This is a genomic window from Bacillus sp. FSL K6-6540 (assembly GCF_038007545.1).
This window is the reverse complement of the sequence record NZ_JBBOXH010000001.1, coordinates 2013164-2030801: the sequence shown is the minus strand read 5'-3', so window position 1 is coordinate 2030801 and position 17638 is coordinate 2013164. Positions and strand designations below refer to the sequence as shown.

At 52.8% G+C, this 17638-nt stretch carries 16 protein-coding genes; 8 read left to right on the top strand and 8 right to left on the bottom strand.

Annotated elements, in window-relative coordinates:
- Positions 1 to 8: 8 nt before the first annotated feature.
- The 4 genes from MHH82_RS08865 to MHH82_RS08850 all read right to left on the bottom strand — a co-directional run bounded on the left by MHH82_RS08865 (position 9) and on the right by MHH82_RS08850 (position 3470).
- Positions 9 to 890, bottom strand: coding sequence for an ABC transporter permease (locus tag MHH82_RS08865; RefSeq protein ID WP_340965270.1), 882 nt, complete (start codon positions 888 to 890; stop codon positions 9 to 11).
- Between the two features lie 30 nt (positions 891 to 920).
- Entirely contained in the window at positions 921 to 1700 is a 780-nt protein-coding gene (locus tag MHH82_RS08860; protein ID WP_009592193.1) for an ABC transporter ATP-binding protein, read from the bottom strand.
- 149 nt (positions 1701 to 1849) lie between these two features.
- Positions 1850 to 2224 (bottom strand): DUF2294 domain-containing protein, encoded by a 375-nt coding sequence (locus MHH82_RS08855; protein WP_009592183.1) that lies wholly within the window; start codon positions 2222 to 2224, stop codon positions 1850 to 1852.
- Positions 2225 to 2504: 280 nt separating this feature from the next.
- Positions 2505 to 3470, bottom strand: coding sequence for an acetylxylan esterase (locus MHH82_RS08850; RefSeq protein WP_340965267.1), 966 nt, complete (start codon positions 3468 to 3470; stop codon positions 2505 to 2507).
- A 301-nt stretch (positions 3471 to 3771) separates the two neighbouring features.
- On the opposite strand from MHH82_RS08850, the gene MHH82_RS08845 reads away from it, so the two are divergent.
- From MHH82_RS08845 to MHH82_RS08835, 3 genes are all read left to right on the top strand, one after another.
- Positions 3772 to 4608, top strand: a complete 837-nt coding sequence (locus tag MHH82_RS08845) for a sugar phosphate isomerase/epimerase family protein (RefSeq protein ID WP_340965263.1) — start codon at positions 3772 to 3774, stop codon at positions 4606 to 4608.
- 103 nt (positions 4609 to 4711) lie between these two features.
- Positions 4712 to 4990 carry a hypothetical protein gene (locus MHH82_RS08840; protein ID WP_015734143.1) on the top strand — a complete coding sequence of 93 codons (279 nt, stop codon included), beginning with the start codon at positions 4712 to 4714 and terminating at the stop codon, positions 4988 to 4990.
- A 204-nt stretch (positions 4991 to 5194) separates the two neighbouring features.
- Positions 5195 to 5467, top strand: a complete 273-nt coding sequence (locus MHH82_RS08835; RefSeq protein WP_340965260.1) for a hypothetical protein — start codon at positions 5195 to 5197, stop codon at positions 5465 to 5467.
- A 178-nt stretch (positions 5468 to 5645) separates the two neighbouring features.
- Here MHH82_RS08835 and sigK read toward each other — a convergent pair whose 3' ends face one another.
- A complete protein-coding gene (gene sigK, locus MHH82_RS08830; RefSeq protein WP_006208952.1) occupies positions 5646 to 6347 on the bottom strand; it encodes an RNA polymerase sporulation sigma factor SigK in 702 nt (233 codons plus the stop codon).
- 526 nt (positions 6348 to 6873) lie between these two features.
- Here sigK and MHH82_RS08825 point away from each other — a divergent pair.
- The 5 genes from MHH82_RS08825 to MHH82_RS08805 all read left to right on the top strand — a co-directional run bounded on the left by MHH82_RS08825 (position 6874) and on the right by MHH82_RS08805 (position 14776).
- Positions 6874 to 8205, top strand: a complete 1332-nt coding sequence (locus MHH82_RS08825; protein WP_340965258.1) for a glycoside hydrolase family 125 protein — start codon at positions 6874 to 6876, stop codon at positions 8203 to 8205.
- Positions 8192 to 9082 carry a carbohydrate ABC transporter permease gene (locus MHH82_RS08820; protein WP_340965256.1) on the top strand — a complete coding sequence of 297 codons (891 nt, stop codon included), beginning with the start codon at positions 8192 to 8194 and terminating at the stop codon, positions 9080 to 9082. The genes MHH82_RS08825 and MHH82_RS08820 overlap by 14 nt, the downstream gene beginning before the upstream one ends.
- A gap of 14 nt (positions 9083 to 9096) precedes the next feature.
- Positions 9097 to 9996, top strand: a complete 900-nt coding sequence (locus MHH82_RS08815; RefSeq protein WP_015734140.1) for a carbohydrate ABC transporter permease — start codon at positions 9097 to 9099, stop codon at positions 9994 to 9996.
- A 98-nt stretch (positions 9997 to 10094) separates the two neighbouring features.
- Complete coding sequence (locus MHH82_RS08810) at positions 10095 to 11444, top strand: ABC transporter substrate-binding protein (protein WP_145035258.1); 1350 nt, start codon at positions 10095 to 10097, stop codon at positions 11442 to 11444.
- Positions 11445 to 11524: 80 nt separating this feature from the next.
- Positions 11525 to 14776, top strand: coding sequence for a carbohydrate-binding protein (locus MHH82_RS08805; protein WP_340965252.1), 3252 nt, complete (start codon positions 11525 to 11527; stop codon positions 14774 to 14776).
- Between the two features lie 176 nt (positions 14777 to 14952).
- Here MHH82_RS08805 and MHH82_RS08800 read toward each other — a convergent pair whose 3' ends face one another.
- The 3 genes from MHH82_RS08800 to MHH82_RS08790 form a co-directional block, all read right to left on the bottom strand.
- On the bottom strand, positions 14953 to 15984 hold the full coding sequence (locus MHH82_RS08800) for a dienelactone hydrolase family protein (RefSeq protein WP_036666129.1): 1032 nt from the start codon (positions 15982 to 15984) through the stop codon (positions 14953 to 14955).
- Positions 15985 to 16074: 90 nt separating this feature from the next.
- Positions 16075 to 16971 (bottom strand): anti-sigma factor, encoded by an 897-nt coding sequence (locus MHH82_RS08795; RefSeq protein WP_340965249.1) that lies wholly within the window; start codon positions 16969 to 16971, stop codon positions 16075 to 16077.
- The gene (locus MHH82_RS08790) at positions 16952 to 17551 is read right to left on the bottom strand and encodes a sigma-70 family RNA polymerase sigma factor (protein ID WP_015734135.1); all 600 of its coding nucleotides are present in this window, start codon (positions 17549 to 17551) and stop codon (positions 16952 to 16954) included. The genes MHH82_RS08795 and MHH82_RS08790 overlap by 20 nt, the downstream gene beginning before the upstream one ends.
- Positions 17552 to 17638: the final 87 nt, after the last annotated feature.

Sequence of the window (17638 nt, the reverse complement as noted above, 5' to 3'; positions counted from 1 at the left end):
GTCCAGTGCTATTGCTTGGTCAAGCCCTTGGATAACCATTTCTCCAGTACGACCACGCCCAAGTACATCACCATGGACAGCAGCGACAGGACGACGACGCCCACCCACACGAGGTTGATATCCAGTATCGTTCCTGCATACATAATCATCCGGCCGACGCCCTGGCTTGAGGCGATGAACTCGCCCACGATGGCACCTGCCAGCGCAAGGGCAATATTGATCCGTAAACTGCTGATGATCCAGGGCATGGACCACGGTACAACGACCTTGGTAAAGACCTGATGCCGCTTGGCGCCCAGGGAGTACATCAGCTTTTCCATGTCCGGGTCCACGCTCTTTACGCCGCTGTATGCCGACAGGGCCGACACGACAACCGTCATGGAGAACGCCAGAGCCACCTTCGAGAAGAATCCGATTCCGAGCAGAATGACGAGTACGGGCGCTAAGGCGAGTTTGGGCAATGCATTCAGTATGATTAGGTACGGCTCGCTGATCCCTGCATACGATTTCGACCACCAGAATGATAGCCCGAGCAGTGCACCGAGGAAGGTGCCGAACACAAACCCGAGTATGGTTGAACCGGACGTGTACGTAATGTCCCTTAACAAGGTCCCCTCGGTGATTTGGGTCCAGGTTGTGCGAAGGATCGCGCTGGGGCTGCTCCAATAATAGGAGTCCAGCAGGCCGATTCGGGTGAACACTTCCCACACCAGAAAAACAAGCACGGCTACAGCGGCCCTTCCCCAAACGATCCGCCGGCTCCTGCGGCGCTCCAGTCCCTCTTCATCCAATATGTACGGCACGACCTCCGGCCGCTTGGACGAACCCGCGGCAGACTCCGCGGGTGTCACGGCATGTACGATAAAAGCCTCTTTGCGTGCAGTTTCCATCAGGCTCCCTCTCCTTTCGTTCTTCTCGCTTTACGATATTTGCTCTTCCTCATGCCCAGCCGACAGCAGGTCCATGAGATGATGCTTCAGCTCCATGAATGCCGGCGACGTCATGTCTTCCGTTTTGCGTGGACGCTCCATCGTCACGGTGATTTTGGACTTGATCCGGCCGGGCCTGGATGAGAATACGTAGATGTCATCCGACAGGTAAATCGCTTCATCGATGTCGTGGGTGACAAACAGCACCGTTTTGCCAAAGTCCTCCCAGATCTGCAGCAGCCAGTTCTGCATGGTCAACCGGGTCTGTGCATCAAGCGCACCGAACGGCTCGTCCAGCAAAATGATGTCCCTGTCGTAGAGCAGCGTCCGCAGCAGCGCGGCACGTTGTTTCATCCCCCCAGAGAGTTCCTTCGGATAATGCTTGTCAAAGCCCTTCAGACCGTATTTCTCCATCAAGGGCAGCGCCCTCTCCACGGCTTCCTTGTAGGGAACGCCCCGAACCTCCATGCCCAGAATGATGTTATCGAGAATGGTGCGCCATGGCAGAAGCATGTCCTTTTGCAGCATATAGCCCACATAACCGGTCGTACCGACGATATCCTTTCCGTCGGCCATCACTTTGCCCGTGGATGGAGGCATCAGGCCGGCGATAATGTTGAACAGGGTGGATTTGCCGCAACCGCTGGGACCGATTATGCTGACAAAACGCCCCTCCTCGATCGCCAGACTCGTCTCCCGCATGGCCGGAATCTCTTCCCCGTTTCTGCGAAACCACTTGCTGACGCCCGAAATTTCGATTTTGTGAGTCATGGCCCTTCCTCCTCTTCTTTGTTTTTCATGTTTTTTCAGTAACAACACACATTTATTTTCAAAAGCGGATGTAACAAAAAATCGCCAGTCCAGCCCCAAGCCGCACACCAACGTGTACCTTGGTACCAAACTGACGATCGGCCCGCTCTCTACCCGAGTTCCGGCATGTCGTTCAGATATGTTTCTATCTCCTTCTCCAAGAATACGATGGTACCGGAGAACTCGGTCTCTGCATCATAGTCTTTAAGAATGGAGATGATTTTAAACGGAAACTTTTCTTCCAGGCTGGTTTTAATCTCCTGCTTGAACACCTGGAATAAAAGGTGGTCCAACTGCCGGGTAGAGAGGGGGTAATTCTCATCCAGCAGTTTTAGGACGGGGACTCTACTATTCCTCGACACAATGATGATTTTGTTGCCAACGAAATCGACTTTTTGCTGCTTTACACCCACGTTAAATATTTTCTTATTTATCGCGTTGTAAACCCTCAAAAGATCCTGTTTGAGTTCGCCTGCTGTCATCATGGTTCAACATCCCTTTGTGTAAATTATTATTACATTGACCGGGGTAGGTATAGGGTGTTTATCGAGTTCGTTGTGTCCTTGGGTTTAATTATAGGCCAACACTGAGGATTGTCAATACATTAACGTCAAAAAAGTTAACAAGATTTAGTTTTATGTTAATTTATATGACATATATATCACACAATGACTTGCGATATACCGTTCGTGCGTGATCTCTTTTCACATTTTTACACATCCTTAGAACGGGACAAAGCCCTATTTTCCCGTTCCGTTCATTTGTCTATCTCCGATTAAATACCCGTTCCAGGAACAAAACGCCTTCCCGCTTCTGATACTCACTGACTTCATGGCCGGAGAACGGATAATCCCTGATTTCTTTTGCCGCCTCGATCCGGTTGTAAGCCGCATAGATGGTCTCGGGCATGCAAACCGTATCCTTCCATCCGACGGACACCATGATCGGCGCCTGGATTCGCGGCGCGAGATTCAGCATGTCAAAATGCGCGAGATGTGCCAAAATCTGATCCAGCTGCTCCGGGTACCGCTTTATGTATTGGGCGATCTCGTTCAACGAGCTGACCGAATACAAAATGCCGTAATCCATCCTGCACATGTTGGGAATGTCGGCTACGACGGCCGCAACCTTGGGGTTCAGCGCCCCTGCCAGCATCGACAGGCCGCCGCCCTGGCTCCCGCCAACCACGGCGATTTTTGCAGGGTCTACTCCCGGCTGCCGTGATGCCGCATCCACGGCTCTCACGGCATCCATGGCAATGGCCATGTAATAGGAGCGATGGATATCCGTAATCCCCTGCGACACCCAGCCTTTAACCACGCCGCTGTCCAGCGGCAGCAAATTCCCCGTCTCCCCGCCCTGACCCCTGACGTCGACGGCAAACACCGTATACCCCAGCATCAGCCAATGAGCATACCGTTCAGGAAATCCGCGGTCTCCGGTATAACCCGGGAAGGTTACGATACACGGCCTGGCCTCTGCTTTCGATGAATGATTAGCCGGCGCTATATGCCAAGCGTTGATAGGAGTATCATCATATCCATGATAGGTTACCCGAGATACCTCCATATGGGGATAAGGCGTAGCTTCCGGTCTACTAACCATGCGAAGCGGTCTGTCCCCATGCGACTTTAGCACTCCCTCCCAAAAAACATTCAAAACCTGCTCATCGATCGTTGGTTCCGGACGCAAGTTGCCAAGCTCTTTCTTACGCTGCTCAATGGTATTCATTCTGTGTTAAATCTCCTTTTCGCGTGTTAAGTGAAAGTTCATATGACATGGTTACTTCGGCATAACGTCCTTTATCCCCTTCGAAACGAATGGAATTCATGCCGGTTTATAACAAAATCCTCTCAAAACAACGATCGACTGCGGCCACCATCGTTATCTTTCTTCAAAAAATTAAAAAGCGATCATAGATTTATAGAGTTGAACATATCATAATAGAAACTATGAAATGCCAAACGGGTTGATATAAACAAGCACCCGCCTCTAGCAATACGACATCATATAGCGAATGGAGACGATGAATATGCTGCAAGGTTTAACAAGCGCAGGGCTCGGAAAACTTGAAAGCGATTTACAGTTTATCGAGCTTGCGGCCAAATATGAATTCCAAAGCGTCGATATCGATGCCAAAGGTCTTGTGGACCGGCTTGGCGCGGAAGCGGCTGCCGAAATGCTGCAATCCCGCCAACTGGAAATCGGGGCGATCGGTCTCCCGGTGGAATGGAGAGGGTCGAACGAGCAGTTCCTAAGCGGACTCGAGAAGCTGCCGGCCGCCGCGGCCGCCGCCAAGGCGCTTGGCAGCACCCGCTGCTGTACATACATTCTTCCTTCCACGGACGCGCCTGCAGCCCATTTCATGGCGCTGGCCACTTCCAGGCTGCGGGCCTGCGCCAGCATTCTGGGAGCATACGGAATCCGATTGGGCCTGGAGTTCGTCGGTCCGCACCATCTGCGCACCCAATGGAAGAACCCGTTCATATGGACGGTACAAGAGACGTTGGATTGGATCGATGCCATCGGGGAGCCGAATGTCGGGCTGCTGTATGATGCCTATCACTGGTACACCAACGAGATGACAACCGACGATATCCGGCAGCTGCGCGCAGACCAGATTGTTCATGTCCACATCAACGATGCCAAGGACATTCCAATTCGGGACGTACTCGATAATGACCGCCTTTACCCGGGTGAGGGCGTGATTGATTTGCCAGGCTTCCTTCAGGCGCTGAACGATATCGGCTATAAGGGCCCGGTAACGCAAGAAATTTTAACGCCTTCCACACCGGATGGTACTCCAGAGGAGCTGGCTGCCAAATCGCGCCAAGCCTTCAACAGCGTATTCGGCGCTGCAGGTCTGTAATATTTAGTTTGCACAGTCGGTGCCGCGCACATATCGGAATGATTCCTCTAATACAGGGAACACTGAAAGGGTACGTTAAGTACCTTTTCGGGAGGTCTTTAGCATGAACGGGTTTGAAAAAGAAAAACGAGCGGAGTCCACGGATTTGTCTACCGTTGAGTCCCAACGGAACGATCTGGTGGCAGAGGAATTTCCCGAGGGACCCTACGGTTCCGATCTTCGCAGCGATTCCCTCGGCAAGAGCACGCCTTGGCGCAAGGATCAGCGGCCTCCGAATCGGTTCGATTACGAGGATCGCAATCTGCACATGGGCATCGAGCGGGAGTATCCCGGCGAAGACGAGAGCATGCAAGCAGATCCGGGACAAAAGAAACCTGAGTAGGAGTTTATAACCAACCGTCGTTCTTTGGACAAGACGGTTGGTTTTTGTCGTAACAGGGCTTGTATTCACCCGACACCGAATGCATAATGACCTATAAAAATACATAAAATGGCATGTGAAAAACGCGCATCTAACACACGATCCCCAGGAAGAAACACCGTTGGCTGCAGTGTTAAAAGACATGAGGGAGCGGGGGAGTATACCATGCCCATTAAGAAAGAGAAGGATGAATTCGTGATTTATGTCGTCACGTTATCGAGCGTCAAGCGCTACATGTCCATCGAATTTATCGGCGGTTCTTGCGGTTACATCATCGCTCAAAGAGCGCTTCAATCCGATCTGCTCGGCATGATCGGCAGCATCATCGCCCCGATGGCGATCCGCCGCGTGCTGCTATGGCAGCAGCTCAAATCCGAGCGTCATGCGCGCCTGGATCTGCGCTCACTCTTCAAGCAGAGCGCGCCGAACCCTACATAACACCGTGCATCATGATAGTTTTGACTAAGCACTCCTAATTTCCGAAGCCTCTTGCCGAGCATCGTTTTTTCTAACTGAAACAACTAAGATAAAGCCACTTCCATCATGTGGAAGTGGCTTTATCTTTCTTTATATAGACAATCCTCTTCGATCCTTTTGATGTGAGAACAGCCGCTTCTTATCGTTTCTGCTTATAAAACTCATGATACAGCTTCATCAGCGCCCGCTTCTCAATGCGCGACACATAGCTGCGCGAAATTCCCAGTTCCTTGGCGATTTCCCGCTGCGTCCGTTCTTCTCCCCCGGCTTCCAATCCAAACCGTCCTATGACAACTTCCTTCTCCCGGTCGTCCAATATGTCCAGATTTCGATAAATTTTGCTCTTCTCGATTTTCAGCTGCACCGCATCCACAATGTCATCCGCTTCCGTCCCGAGGATATCGATTAGAGTAATTTCATTCCCCTCTTTATCCGTTCCGATCGGATCATGCAGGGATACGTCCTTGCGCGTTTTCTTAAGCGAACGCAAGTGCATCAATATTTCGTTTTCTATACAACGGGCAGCAAACGTCGCCAGCTTCGTCCCCTTGTTGGGCCGAAAGCTTTCAATGGCTTTGATCAGACCGATGGTGCCGATGGATATGAGATCTTCCAGATCCTCGCCGGTGTTATCGAACTTTTTGACGATGTGCGCGACCAGCCGAAGATTATGCTCAATCAGTTTATTCCGCGACTGAGGATCGCCTTCGGCCATTCGCTGCAGATGTTTAGCTTCCTCCTCCTCGGTCAGAGGCTGGGGAAACGCGTTGTTTTTCACATACGAAACGAGCAGGGTCAACTCTTTAATGAACAAAGCAATTGCGGTAAACAATCCAGGCACTTTAGGACACCTCCTGCGAAGTTACAATGCAACCGGCCCTTATCGCGCTCGGTTTCTCGGTCTTCTCATTGTATGTAGGCAGCGGCCCAGAAGTGCCTGTACGGGGGAAACTGATGCGCAAAATCGTTAAATGCGCTATCACTTTCCCGTAAATTCCAAACGCCAGTCGCAGTCTTGGGCCAATGGAGTTTCTGCGGATCTAATGGATCCGGCTGCCAAACATAAACGATCCGAAAAATCGAAAATCCAGAGGTACGACCCATATCAATATAACATGATATAATTAAAATAATCAGCATAATTCACATCTTGAAAACAAAGAGATCTCACTTCAAACCAAAGTAAACGATCCAAAGAACCACCATTAACTCGCGCAGAACAACAAAATAATATAACAGCATAAAATTTATTAAATATAATATATTGACATTAAATTGGTATGTAATTATATTGAATGTAAGCGTTTTATATATGGGCATGACAGCAACGATCGACACCCGGAACTATGGAAGGGAGAAGAGCTAACATGTTTACGTTGGACTATTTTGCTGTTTTGCACGATTTGCACCGCGCGATATCCGAAGGCACCCCGGATGATCCGAAACTTGGACATATGTTCAGGAGCATGCTGGACAACACGCTGGGATCGACCATCCGAAGACAGCCAGACGGCACCACCTTTGTCATTACCGGCGATATTCCGGCCATGTGGCTGAGGGATTCGGCGGCGCAAATCCGGCCGTTCCTCGTTCCGGCAGGCCAAGACCCCAGACTGGCCGATCTGATCGAAGGGCTCGTACGGAGGCAGTCGGCATTCATCCTGCTGGATCCTTACGCTAATGCGTTTAACGATTCGCCTTCCGGTCAAGGCCATCAGAACGATCGCACCGCCATGAACCCCTGGCTTTGGGAGCGCAAATATGAGGTCGATTCATTGTGTTACCCCCTCCAACTTGCTTACCTGTTGTGGAAAGAAACCGGCAGAACCTCTCACCTCGATCACACATTCCATTCAGCTGCCAAGGCGATTCTGGCCCTTTGGCGAACCGAACAGCATCATGAATCGAAATCGCCGTATTATTTCGAACGCTTTAACTGTCCTCCAAGCGACACGCTGCCCCGCGGCGGCAAAGGCACGGAAGTGGCTTATACGGGAATGACCTGGTCCGGCTTCCGTCCGAGCGACGACGCCTGCTCCTATGGATACCTGATTCCGTCGAATATGTTCGCCGTCGTCGTGCTCGGTTATCTGGCGGAAATTTGCCGAGACGTCCTGCGAGATCCCGAGATGGAGGCGGAAGCGGCGAAACTGGCGGATGAAATCCGGCATGGCATCGAGATGTACGGCGTGCTCGACCATCCCGAATACGGAAGAATTTACGCCTATGAGACGGACGGAATGGGAAACCACCTGCTTATGGATGACGCCAACGTCCCCAGCCTGCTGTCCATCCCCTATTTGGGTTATGCAAGCGCCGATGACCCGGTCTATCAAAATACCCGCAGGTTCGTGCTGAGCCAGGCCAATCCGTATTATTACCAGGGCACTGCCGCCTCCGGCATCGGTAGCCCCCATACGCCGGCTCGTTATATATGGCCGATCGGGCTGGCCATTCAGGGCTTGACGACCACCGATCAAGAGGAGAAGCTTCGGCTGCTTCGGTTAATGGCGGATACCGATGCTGGCACCGGCATGATGCATGAGGGATTTTTGGTCGACGACCCTGCCCGTTATACCCGCCCATGGTTTTCTTGGGCAAATATGATGTTCTGCGAGCTGATCATGGACTATAACGACATTCGGGTCAAAGCGAATGAACGCCTAGGAGGTCATCGGGATCATCATGGGAACCAATAGAAAGCTGCGCGGCTGGGTCATCGGCTATCTGTTCATTTTGCCGTCCATTATCGGTTTCAGTGTTTTTGTCGGATATCCCCTGCTTTCGTCCATGTATTATGCCTTGACGGAATGGAGCGGATACGACACCCCCCGTTTTATCGGCTTCGAGAACTTTAGATACCTGTTCACGGAGGATCCGGCTTTCTGGCCATCGATCCGCGCGACGTTTTATTTCGTGATCCTGAGTGTTCCGTTATCGCTGGTCCTAGGTTTGTTGTTGGCGATGATGCTGAACAAAAACCTGACCGGCATCAAATGGTTCCGTACCATCTTTTATCTTCCGGTCGTCGTTCCCTCCATCGCTACGCTCACGTTGTGGCAATTCATATATGAGCCGCAATACGGGCTGGCGAATTCCCTGCTAAGGGAGTTCGGGCTGGCGCCGGGCACATGGCTGACGAGCGAAACGACAGCGCTTCCATCCATCGTGTTGATCGGTTTATGGCAGGTCGGTTCCAGCGTCATCATCTTTCTGAGCGGGCTGCAGTCCGTTCCGCAGGACATGTATGAAGCCGCCGAAGTCGACGGCGCCTCCCGATGGCGAATGTCGATCAATATTACGCTTCCGATGATCACGCCCATCCTGTTTCTGCAGCTTATACTCGGCATCATCGGCGCATTCCAGGCGTTTAACCAGGTTCAGGTGCTGACCGGAGGCGGACCGAATTTCTCCACTTCCTTGCTGAATTACAAAATCTATACCGATGCCTTCAACGGAAGAATGTTTGGTTATGCCATCGCGGAGGTATGGGTTCTCTTCGTTATCATCATGATTTTTACCGTTATTTCTTACCGGTACTCCAACCGGTTCGTTTATTACGAAAGCGACAAATAAGGGGGTAAGAAGCGATGCAAGCGGAAGTACGGCCGGAACTAAGAGGAAACCTGAATCCAGCGGACATTCGCGTGAAGCGGAGAGCAAGGTTCAATTGGATTGACGCCTTTCGATTTATGATCTTGGCCATCGGCGCCATAGCAATGCTGTTCCCTCTCTTCTGGATGGTCACCATTGCGCTGAAGAGCAACAATGACGTGTTCAAAATTCCGCCCGAATGGTTTCCGCGGGAATTTCATTGGTCCAATTTCGTGACCGGAACGAAGGAAATCAACTTTTGGCAAACATTCGGGAACTCCCTGTTCATTGCCATCACCTGCACGATCGGGCAGATTATCAGCTCGGTGCTGGTCGGGTACGGGCTCGCACGGCTGAAGTTCCCGGGCCGGAAGCTGTGGTTCTCGCTATTTATAGGAAGCCTCATGCTTCCCGGATTCGTAGGCATGATTCCCATGTTTAATCTGTACACCAGCATCGGATGGTACGATTCGTGGCTGCCCATCATCGTGCCCGCTTTTTTTGGAAACGCCACGTTCTCGTTCCTGTTCGTCCAGTATTTAAGAACGATTTCCGTTTCGTTTGACGAGGCGGCCAAAATCGACGGGGCTTCGGACCTGTATGTGCTGCTTAAAGTATTGGTGCCCATGTCGATGCCGGTGATCATGACCATGGTGATCTTTGCGTTCCAAGGCGCATGGAATCAATATCTGGAACCCCTGCTCTATATTATCGACCCAAGCAAATGGACGCTGTCTCTGGCAATGGCTACCTATACGGGCACCTATGCGACAGCCTGGAATTTGTTCATGGCCGCGGATCTGATTTATATACTGCCGATGCTGCTGCTCTTCTTCTTTGGCCAGAAATTTTTTATGCAGGGGCTCGGCTCCATGAATTCCGCAGGCTTGAAGTAAGTCGTCCTCACGGATGGGAGGTGATGCAGACCGGGTTGGCTGAAGCGAAAACAAGGTGATGTTCAGATCATTAAATTTACCTTTGGGGAGGTCTTTCAATGAGACAGGGTGCAAAAGGGTGGGCCAGCGCTATCATCGCTTTATTGTTCTTCTCAAGTCTGCTGGCCGCTTGCGGCGGGAACGGCGGCGGAGGCTCCGGTTCGGCAGACACCGGGAACGCGCCGTCCGGACAAGATAACGCGGGATCCGGCAAACCCGTCGAAGTCACGATGATTACTTGGGAGTCGGCGGCCATGAACGAAAAAATCATGGCATCCATGAAAAAATTCGAAGAGGAAAACCCCAACATCAAAGTAAAACTCATCCCTACGCCATTGGATAATTACGGCGTCAAGATCAACGGGATGATCACGGCCAAGAAAGCGCCGGACATCTTCATGACCGGCAACGACATGCTGCTCGATAATGCCGGCAAGGGACTTCTCTACGACTGGACGGAGCTTGCCACCCAGGACAAAGCGTTCATGGAGGGCTTTTACGAAGGCGTGGTGGACAGCTGGTACTATGATGGCAAGCTCGTTGGCTTACCGGGTCTCTTGAACACGTACGGCATTTTTTACAATAAAAAATCCTTCCAGGAGGCAGGCCTTCCGGAACCGAAAATCGGCTGGACCTATGACGAATTCTTTGCGGCGATGGAGAAGCTTTCGAGCAATCAAGGCGGCGTGCAGCAATTCGGTTATTATGCCCCCCTTGATCCCTTCCACGTCTCACTCTATTCGGTTTCCGCGGGCGGTGCTCCCTTCGCCGACGCCATCATCAACCCGACGAAGGTGGAAATCAGCGACCAATTCCGGGAAGGCGTCGAAAAGTACAAGTCCGCGATTGCAAACGGCTACATGAATCCCCCTACCTTTGATTTAACGAATGCCATGAGCTCGTTCAAACAAGGCAAAGTTCCGATGACCCTGCAAGGACAGTGGGTAGCGGACGATCTGATCCGCACGGCTCCCAAGGAATTGGAATGGGGCTACGCGCCAATGCCGGTGGTGAACAGCCAGACCGAGATTTATGACGCCGTAGGCTGGTCCAGCCCGGCAACGCTCAAAAATCCCGAGGCGGTATGGAAAGTGCTCAAGTACCTGGACTCCAAAATGTATGAAGAGGTTCTCCCATCGACCCCGGTCGCTCCTGCGGCTTATCAGGCATCTTCCGCAGCTTATTACGATGCGCTGAAAGCGGCGGGCCATCCGGAAGTGGGCGAAGGCCTCGATCATATTCTGAAATCCCCGAATACGCAGCCGGTTCGTTTCCTGTCGACGTGGGCTGGCAAAGCGTACCCGTTCATCGAAGCATCATGGAAAAACATACTGATGGGCAAAGCCCCGATCACCGAACTGGATGTGATGGCTGAAAAAATCAATAACGTGATCACTACCGGCAAATAACCGGAAGCATCAAGCGCTCATGAAGCCGATCGCGAATCTGCCCGGATCGGCTTCCAATTGAAAATGAAGGAGGAATATTCATGTCACGAAGATCAGGCAAATGGTTCAGGTTTTTGGCGGTGCCTTTGGCCCTCTCTTTCTTGCTTGGCTCCATGCCGGGGATCGGATCTTCCCAAGCCTATGCCTATACCGCATCGGATGGGGATACGGCGATGAAAGCTTATAACGAAACATTCTGGGATCCGAACGCCAAGATGTTCTGGAAGGATACCAAACGCGACAAGCATCAGGACTTCTGGGTGGAGGCCGAGCTCTGGGAATTGGTCATGGATGCGTATCAGCACACCTCCGATCCTGCTCTGAAGGCTGAGCTCAGAACACAGATCGACGATGTTTATGACGGCACCGTAGCCAAGTATGGCGAAGATTGGACGAATAATCCGTTCAATGACGATATCATGTGGTGGGCGATGGGCAGCGCCAGAGCCTATCAAATCACCGGGAACCCAAGATACTTGGAGGCAGCGAGGCATCATTTCGATTTCGTGTACGACACGCAGTGGGACGAAGAATTCGCGAGCGGCGGCATTTGGTGGCTGAACAGCGACCATAACACCAAGAACGCGTGCATCAATTTCCCGGCCGCTCAAGCGGCATTGTATCTTTACGATATTACGAAGGATGAGCATTATCTAAACGCGGCAACCCAAATATTCAGATGGGGCAAAACGATGCTGACGGACGGAAACGGAAAAGTATTCGACCGGATCGAGCTCGAACGCGGCGCGGTTCCGGACGCCACTCACTACAACCAGGGTACATACATCGGAGCGGCCGTCGGATTGTATAAAGCGACCGGGAATGCGGTTTATCTCGACGACGCGGTCAAAGCCGCGAAGTTTACCAAGAGCCGTCTGGTGGATGCAAACGGCGTGTTGAACTATGAAGGTCCCAACGGGGATCTGAAGGGCGGCAAAACGATCCTGATGCGCAATTTGGCCCACCTTCAAAAAACACTGGATGAGACCGGGCAGCACCCGGAGTTCAGCGCTGATTTCGACGAATGGCTTGCCTTCAATACCGAAATGGCCTGGAGCCACCGCAATCCGAATCAGATCGTGGATGGAAACTGGGCAGGACAGCTGCTGTCCGGAACCTATGAGTCCTGGTCCTCGGCTGCTGCCGTTCAAGCTCTGAACGTCATCAAGCCGATGGAAGCCGACCTTCATTATGGCGTTAAGAATCCCTTCGATAAAATCGAGGCGGAACGCTATAATATCGGTTCCGGATTCGTGCTCGAGGGTGCGTTTGAAGGCTCGCTCCAACTGGGCGGAATTCAGCACGGATCTTATGCCGCATATAAAAATGTGGATTTCGGATCAGAAGGGGCGATCGGCTTCATCGCCAGGGCGTCCAGCGGAACGGGCGGAGGCCATATCGAAATCCGGCTCGACTCCAAAGACGGCCCCAAGGTCGGGACCTTAAACGTAGAGGGAACGGGCGGCTGGAATAATTATATCGATGCCGTCACCCTACTTAAGGACGACCAGGGATCGCCAAGCTCCATTACCGGCGTCCATGATGTGTATCTTGTCTTCACCAAAACGAATGACGATTATTTGTTCAATTTGAACTGGATTAAATTCACGACGACCGATCCGACCGAAACCGATGCCTATGCCAAGCTTAAAGCGGGAAATTACGACAGCAGCGAAGGTCTCAGCAAACATGCCGAGCTTGGGTACTTAGACGGTATCCATCACAATGCTTATGCGGCTTATGAAGGAATCGACTTTGGATCGGGCGCGGCAGGCGTGACCGTCCATGTGGCGAGCGGCAATCAGGGCGGCACGATCGAAGTCAGGTTGGACGGCCTGGATGGACCTACCGCAGGCGTAATCCCAATTCCGGCGCTTGGAAGCTGGGATCGTTGGGTCGATATTATGGCGAATATCGATGACACCCTGGCCGTAGGGGTGCACGATGTTTACCTGGTTTTCAAGGGAGCGAACGGCAGTGACTATCCCCTTAATCTGGAGTGGTTCACCTTTACAACCATGAAAGGAAAAGCCAGGGATGCTTACGGCAAGCTGGAGGCCGAAAACTATACGAACGGAGTAGGCTTCGGCAACGAAACCGGGGGAGGGGAAACCTACCTGGCCGGCATGTTCGGACCGAATAATCCTTATGCCATGTACAATTACATCGATTTCGGCAGCGAAAGCCCAACCCAGTTCCATGTCAATGCGGCCAGCGACACTAGCGGCGGGACAATTGAAGTCCGACTGGATAGCCTTAACGGGCCGGTTATTGCTGCCGGAACCGTCTCTGGAACCGGGGGCTGGCAAAATTTCAAGGTTTTCTCGGCGGACGTAACGACTCCCGTAACGGGAAAACACATTGTATTCATGTCTTTTAAAGGTGGGGACTGGTTATACAACTTCGATAAATTCACCTTTGGCGATCCGGCCGTATTCACGGAGCCTGCCCCTCCTACCATACCCGAAGAAGACGACGTTGCTCCGGGCGAAGTAGAGAACGTGCAGGTGAAGCGCGGAGAGGGCAGTATGACGCTGTATTGGGACGGTCCTTACGATATCGATGCTCAAAAAGTGCAAATTACGCTGCTGAGCGATGGGCAGCAGGTCGGAGACGTCATCGAGGTCAATCGCGGAATTCAAACAGCAGTAATACAAGGAATCGAAGCGGGCAAGGATTATTCGCTTTTCATCCGGTCCAAGGATCTATCCGGCAATGTTTCGCAGGGGATCACCCTCGAGGTAACCGACTCGCCTGCCTTCTCTCTGACTGTGAATGGCAAGAGCTTGCAAGACGGCGATTCCGTGGAGGATTATACGCCCCTCCGTTTTAAAATCCTGGACTCTTCCATTCGTTTTGCCGAAATCACCATCGACGGAAAGGCATACACCCTCGATCCGATGACCATGGATCCTATCGACATTGATTTGGCCGGCAACTTGGGCGATAAAACCGCCACGATTACGACCGAGGACCGCTCAGGAAACAAGCTTCAGAAAAACCTCCGGTTCCGGGTCATTACCAGCGTGAATTCCATGAAACAATTAGTCGAGCGATTCGCGGATTCAGGCGATGTACGCGGTCCACTCATTCCCCAGCTGAGCAATGCCCTTAATCAAGCCCAGCATCATCTGGATAAGGGAAGACGGGATCAGGCCGCGAAACATATGCAGAATTTTGCCAAGCACCTGAATAAAGAGGCTATGGGACGCCATGTCAGCGACCAAACCAAGGCGGTGTTGAATACGGATGCCGACTTTCTGATCCAGGATTGGCAGGATGACTTGGAGTAAACCGGAAGCGCTTAACCCCCCTGATGACATGTAAAAAAGATGACTCCCGATCACACGGGAGTCATCTTTTTCGGCTTTTATTTCCTGCGCATGCGCCACTCTTCCAAGTTCAGACCTCAATAAATGCAAGATCGAGCTCTATTTCTGTGCTGATCAGCGGCCAGCAGGGAAAATCCTCAATTCTCCGGTCTGCTTAACCGTTCGAACAGCCAATCATACGAATACCGGCCGCTAATTTCATGTGCTCCTGGGAACAGGTCGGCTTGAAGCTTCTCCTCCGCGCCGGCGCGCCGATAGGCCTCCCTGAGCTGTTCAACCGCCGAGTTAAAACCCGCAGCCGGAAATATCCGATCATCGGCTCCCGACTCCAGATACAAGGGTCTGGGAGCGATCAGGCCTATCCATTCCGGCAGCTCGGCATGATTCAGCATACCCGGAATGTAATTGCATATACAGTGCTGCACCGCCATAATGCTGTCCTTGAAGGTGTTGGGATAACCTGCAAGCACCGCAGCCCGTATCCGTTCATCCAGCGCCGCGCACAGGAACGAAATCAGGCCGCCTCCCGAAAAACCCATGATGCCGATTCTGTCCGGCTGGACTTCGGGACGTTCAGCCAGATAGTCCAATGCCCTTAGCGTCTCGGCCACGCGGAGACCGGCGAGCGTCTTGCCATGCATCAGCAGCTGGGTGGACAGCCGGTGGCAGGAATTCGCGGCTTCCGCGTTTCGTGCAAGATCCGCGGCTAGGCGACGTTCTCCGAAACCGGCCACATCCGGAGCGATCACCACCATGCCCCGCTGTACCAACTGAACCGCGAAATGCCGATGAATACCCGGTGGATCCGGATCACTGGATCCGTCCTGTCTCAGCCCTACGATCTCCCGGCTTCCATATCCATGGCCATGAACGGCGACGGCTGCGGGCATCGGCTTCCCCTGCTCTTCCGGGATTAGGATATATGCCGCAAAGGATACGCCCGGTACGGCTGATAATTCTACCCTTTCGCGAATATAACCGTCGCATGATTCCCGTTCGAGCAGGACAGGCTTGTGGTTTTCGTTGGTTTCGAACTCGCCGATCAATCGCCGAAGCGCATGCTTCAAATACCGATTGCGCTCTTCGGCGCTCATGGCAGCCTGACTGTCTTTCGTTTTTTTCACAGCCTCGTTATACATGGATTCCAGAAAAGCATCTGCACGCCACATCCGAAAACTCACCCCCTTCGATAAAGTCACTATTGTAGACCAGGTGCTTCCTTGGATCATCTCATTTCCCTGCACCTCGACCTCAGGGCATCAAGGCCCCATATTCACCAGGACGGCTTCGGGCCCGGTCGGACTCTGGCTCCCCCCTTTGGGTTCCATGCTGACCACGATCCGCTTCGCGTTCTCCGCGCCGAATCCGTAATAATAACTCTTTCCCTGCGGACCCTGAACCAGCATAAAGCCGGCGCTCGACATCCGCTCCTCATCCTGCAGCCATACCTGATAGTCTTTTTCCTGCAAGGAATGCAGGCCGTTCACAACGATCAGCATTTCTCCCGAACCGCGTTTGAGCCATACCGAGCCGCTGCCGTAAAACGGCTCTACGGGCTGTATGACGTACCGCTCGGTATCTTCGCTCTGCATATCGGCAATCCGCTGGCTCACGGTATGTTCGAAGGCCGCCTGGGTCTGGACGTCGTTCCCTTTCAAGGTGAATAAACCGGCTATCAACAGGATGAGCAGCGCTCCGGATATCGCCTGCATGGCAGCATGCTTCCTGATTCGGAGCTTGCTTCGGAAGGACCGGATATAAGCCGCTCGCATGAGCCTGTGGCGCAGCCGATCGGGAGGCACGGGTCCATCCTTCAGAGCCTGATCCTGCACGGCCCCCCGTATGGCCGGCTCCGTACCTGCCGGCTGAGTCGATCCGAGCTGTTCGCCGTCCATATCACGGCTTCGAAACAGCTCCTGCCCGAAGACATCGGATTCATGGAATGGCATTGCGAGATCTTCTGCTCCCATAAGGTCGGCCCATTCCGCCGCCGTGCCGGAGCACGCCTCGCATGCCTTGAGATGGAGCTCCAGATTCCTGCTCTCCGCGTACGGCAAACGCTTCATCACGTAATCGACAAGCTTCTCCTCGGGATAGGCCGTGCAGCCGATGTCACCTTGAACAAGATGTTCAAGGTTATGCTTTGAAAGTTTCATGCTGCGCGCTTCCCCCTTCCTTCCCGTTCATCGCATCGAGCCGCCGCCTGACATTGAGGATCCCGTACCGGATTAAGGATTTGACGGTGCCGACCGGCCGGTTTAACAATTCCGCCATTTCCCGGTGGGACCGCTGCTCGACGTAGCTTCCGTAAACCGCCATCCGCTGAAGGGGCGGAATGCCTTGCAGCGCCTCCTTTACCTGCTCCAGCTCCACCCGTCGCAAGGCTGCCAGCTCAACCGACTCCTGCTCTTCGCTCCATACCGTCTCCGGCAGCGCCTCCCCGTTCCATTCGGCCGCAGCGATGCGCTGCCGCTTGCGCAGGCGATCCATCGCCCTGCACCTTGTTCTCACCGCCAGCCAAGCCTCGACGCTTCCGCGGGCGGGATCGTACTGATCCGCCTTATGCAGCACCTCCATGAAGATATCCTGGCATACATCCTCCGCCTCGGCCGGGTCCTTCGTCATCTGTAAAGCCAACCGGTACACCAGACGGGCATAGGCATCATAGAAGCGTCTGAATGCTGCGGCGGAGCCCTCGGCAATCTCCTCCAACCATAACGCGGAATGATCGTTCATTCCCACAACTCCCCCCTAACCTGATCTCCTCTCCAAAAATGAAGGATGGCTCGCCTGCATACGGCCGTTTTCGATTCAATATTTTAG

Excerpts from the sequence above, each read along its gene's own strand:
- MHH82_RS08865 (WP_340965270.1), bottom strand. The coding sequence starts at position 890 with ATGGAAACTGCACGCAAAGAGGCTTTTATCGTACATGCCGTGACACCC.
- MHH82_RS08860 (WP_009592193.1), bottom strand. The coding sequence starts at position 1,700 with ATGACTCACAAAATCGAAATTTCGGGCGTCAGCAAGTGGTTTCGCAGA.
- MHH82_RS08855 (WP_009592183.1), bottom strand. The coding sequence starts at position 2,224 with ATGATGACAGCAGGCGAACTCAAACAGGATCTTTTGAGGGTTTACAAC.
- MHH82_RS08850 (WP_340965267.1), bottom strand. The coding sequence starts at position 3,470 with ATGAATACCATTGAGCAGCGTAAGAAAGAGCTTGGCAACTTGCGTCCG.
- MHH82_RS08845 (WP_340965263.1), top strand. The coding sequence starts at position 3,772 with ATGCTGCAAGGTTTAACAAGCGCAGGGCTCGGAAAACTTGAAAGCGAT.
- MHH82_RS08840 (WP_015734143.1), top strand. The coding sequence starts at position 4,712 with ATGAACGGGTTTGAAAAAGAAAAACGAGCGGAGTCCACGGATTTGTCT.
- MHH82_RS08835 (WP_340965260.1), top strand. The coding sequence starts at position 5,195 with ATGCCCATTAAGAAAGAGAAGGATGAATTCGTGATTTATGTCGTCACG.
- MHH82_RS08825 (WP_340965258.1), top strand. The coding sequence starts at position 6,874 with ATGTTTACGTTGGACTATTTTGCTGTTTTGCACGATTTGCACCGCGCG.
- MHH82_RS08820 (WP_340965256.1), top strand. The coding sequence starts at position 8,192 with ATGGGAACCAATAGAAAGCTGCGCGGCTGGGTCATCGGCTATCTGTTC.
- MHH82_RS08815 (WP_015734140.1), top strand. The coding sequence starts at position 9,097 with ATGCAAGCGGAAGTACGGCCGGAACTAAGAGGAAACCTGAATCCAGCG.
- MHH82_RS08810 (WP_145035258.1), top strand. The coding sequence starts at position 10,095 with ATGAGACAGGGTGCAAAAGGGTGGGCCAGCGCTATCATCGCTTTATTG.
- MHH82_RS08805 (WP_340965252.1), top strand. The coding sequence starts at position 11,525 with ATGTCACGAAGATCAGGCAAATGGTTCAGGTTTTTGGCGGTGCCTTTG.
- MHH82_RS08800 (WP_036666129.1), bottom strand. The coding sequence starts at position 15,984 with ATGTGGCGTGCAGATGCTTTTCTGGAATCCATGTATAACGAGGCTGTG.
- MHH82_RS08795 (WP_340965249.1), bottom strand. The coding sequence starts at position 16,971 with ATGAAACTTTCAAAGCATAACCTTGAACATCTTGTTCAAGGTGACATC.
- MHH82_RS08790 (WP_015734135.1), bottom strand. The coding sequence starts at position 17,551 with ATGAACGATCATTCCGCGTTATGGTTGGAGGAGATTGCCGAGGGCTCC.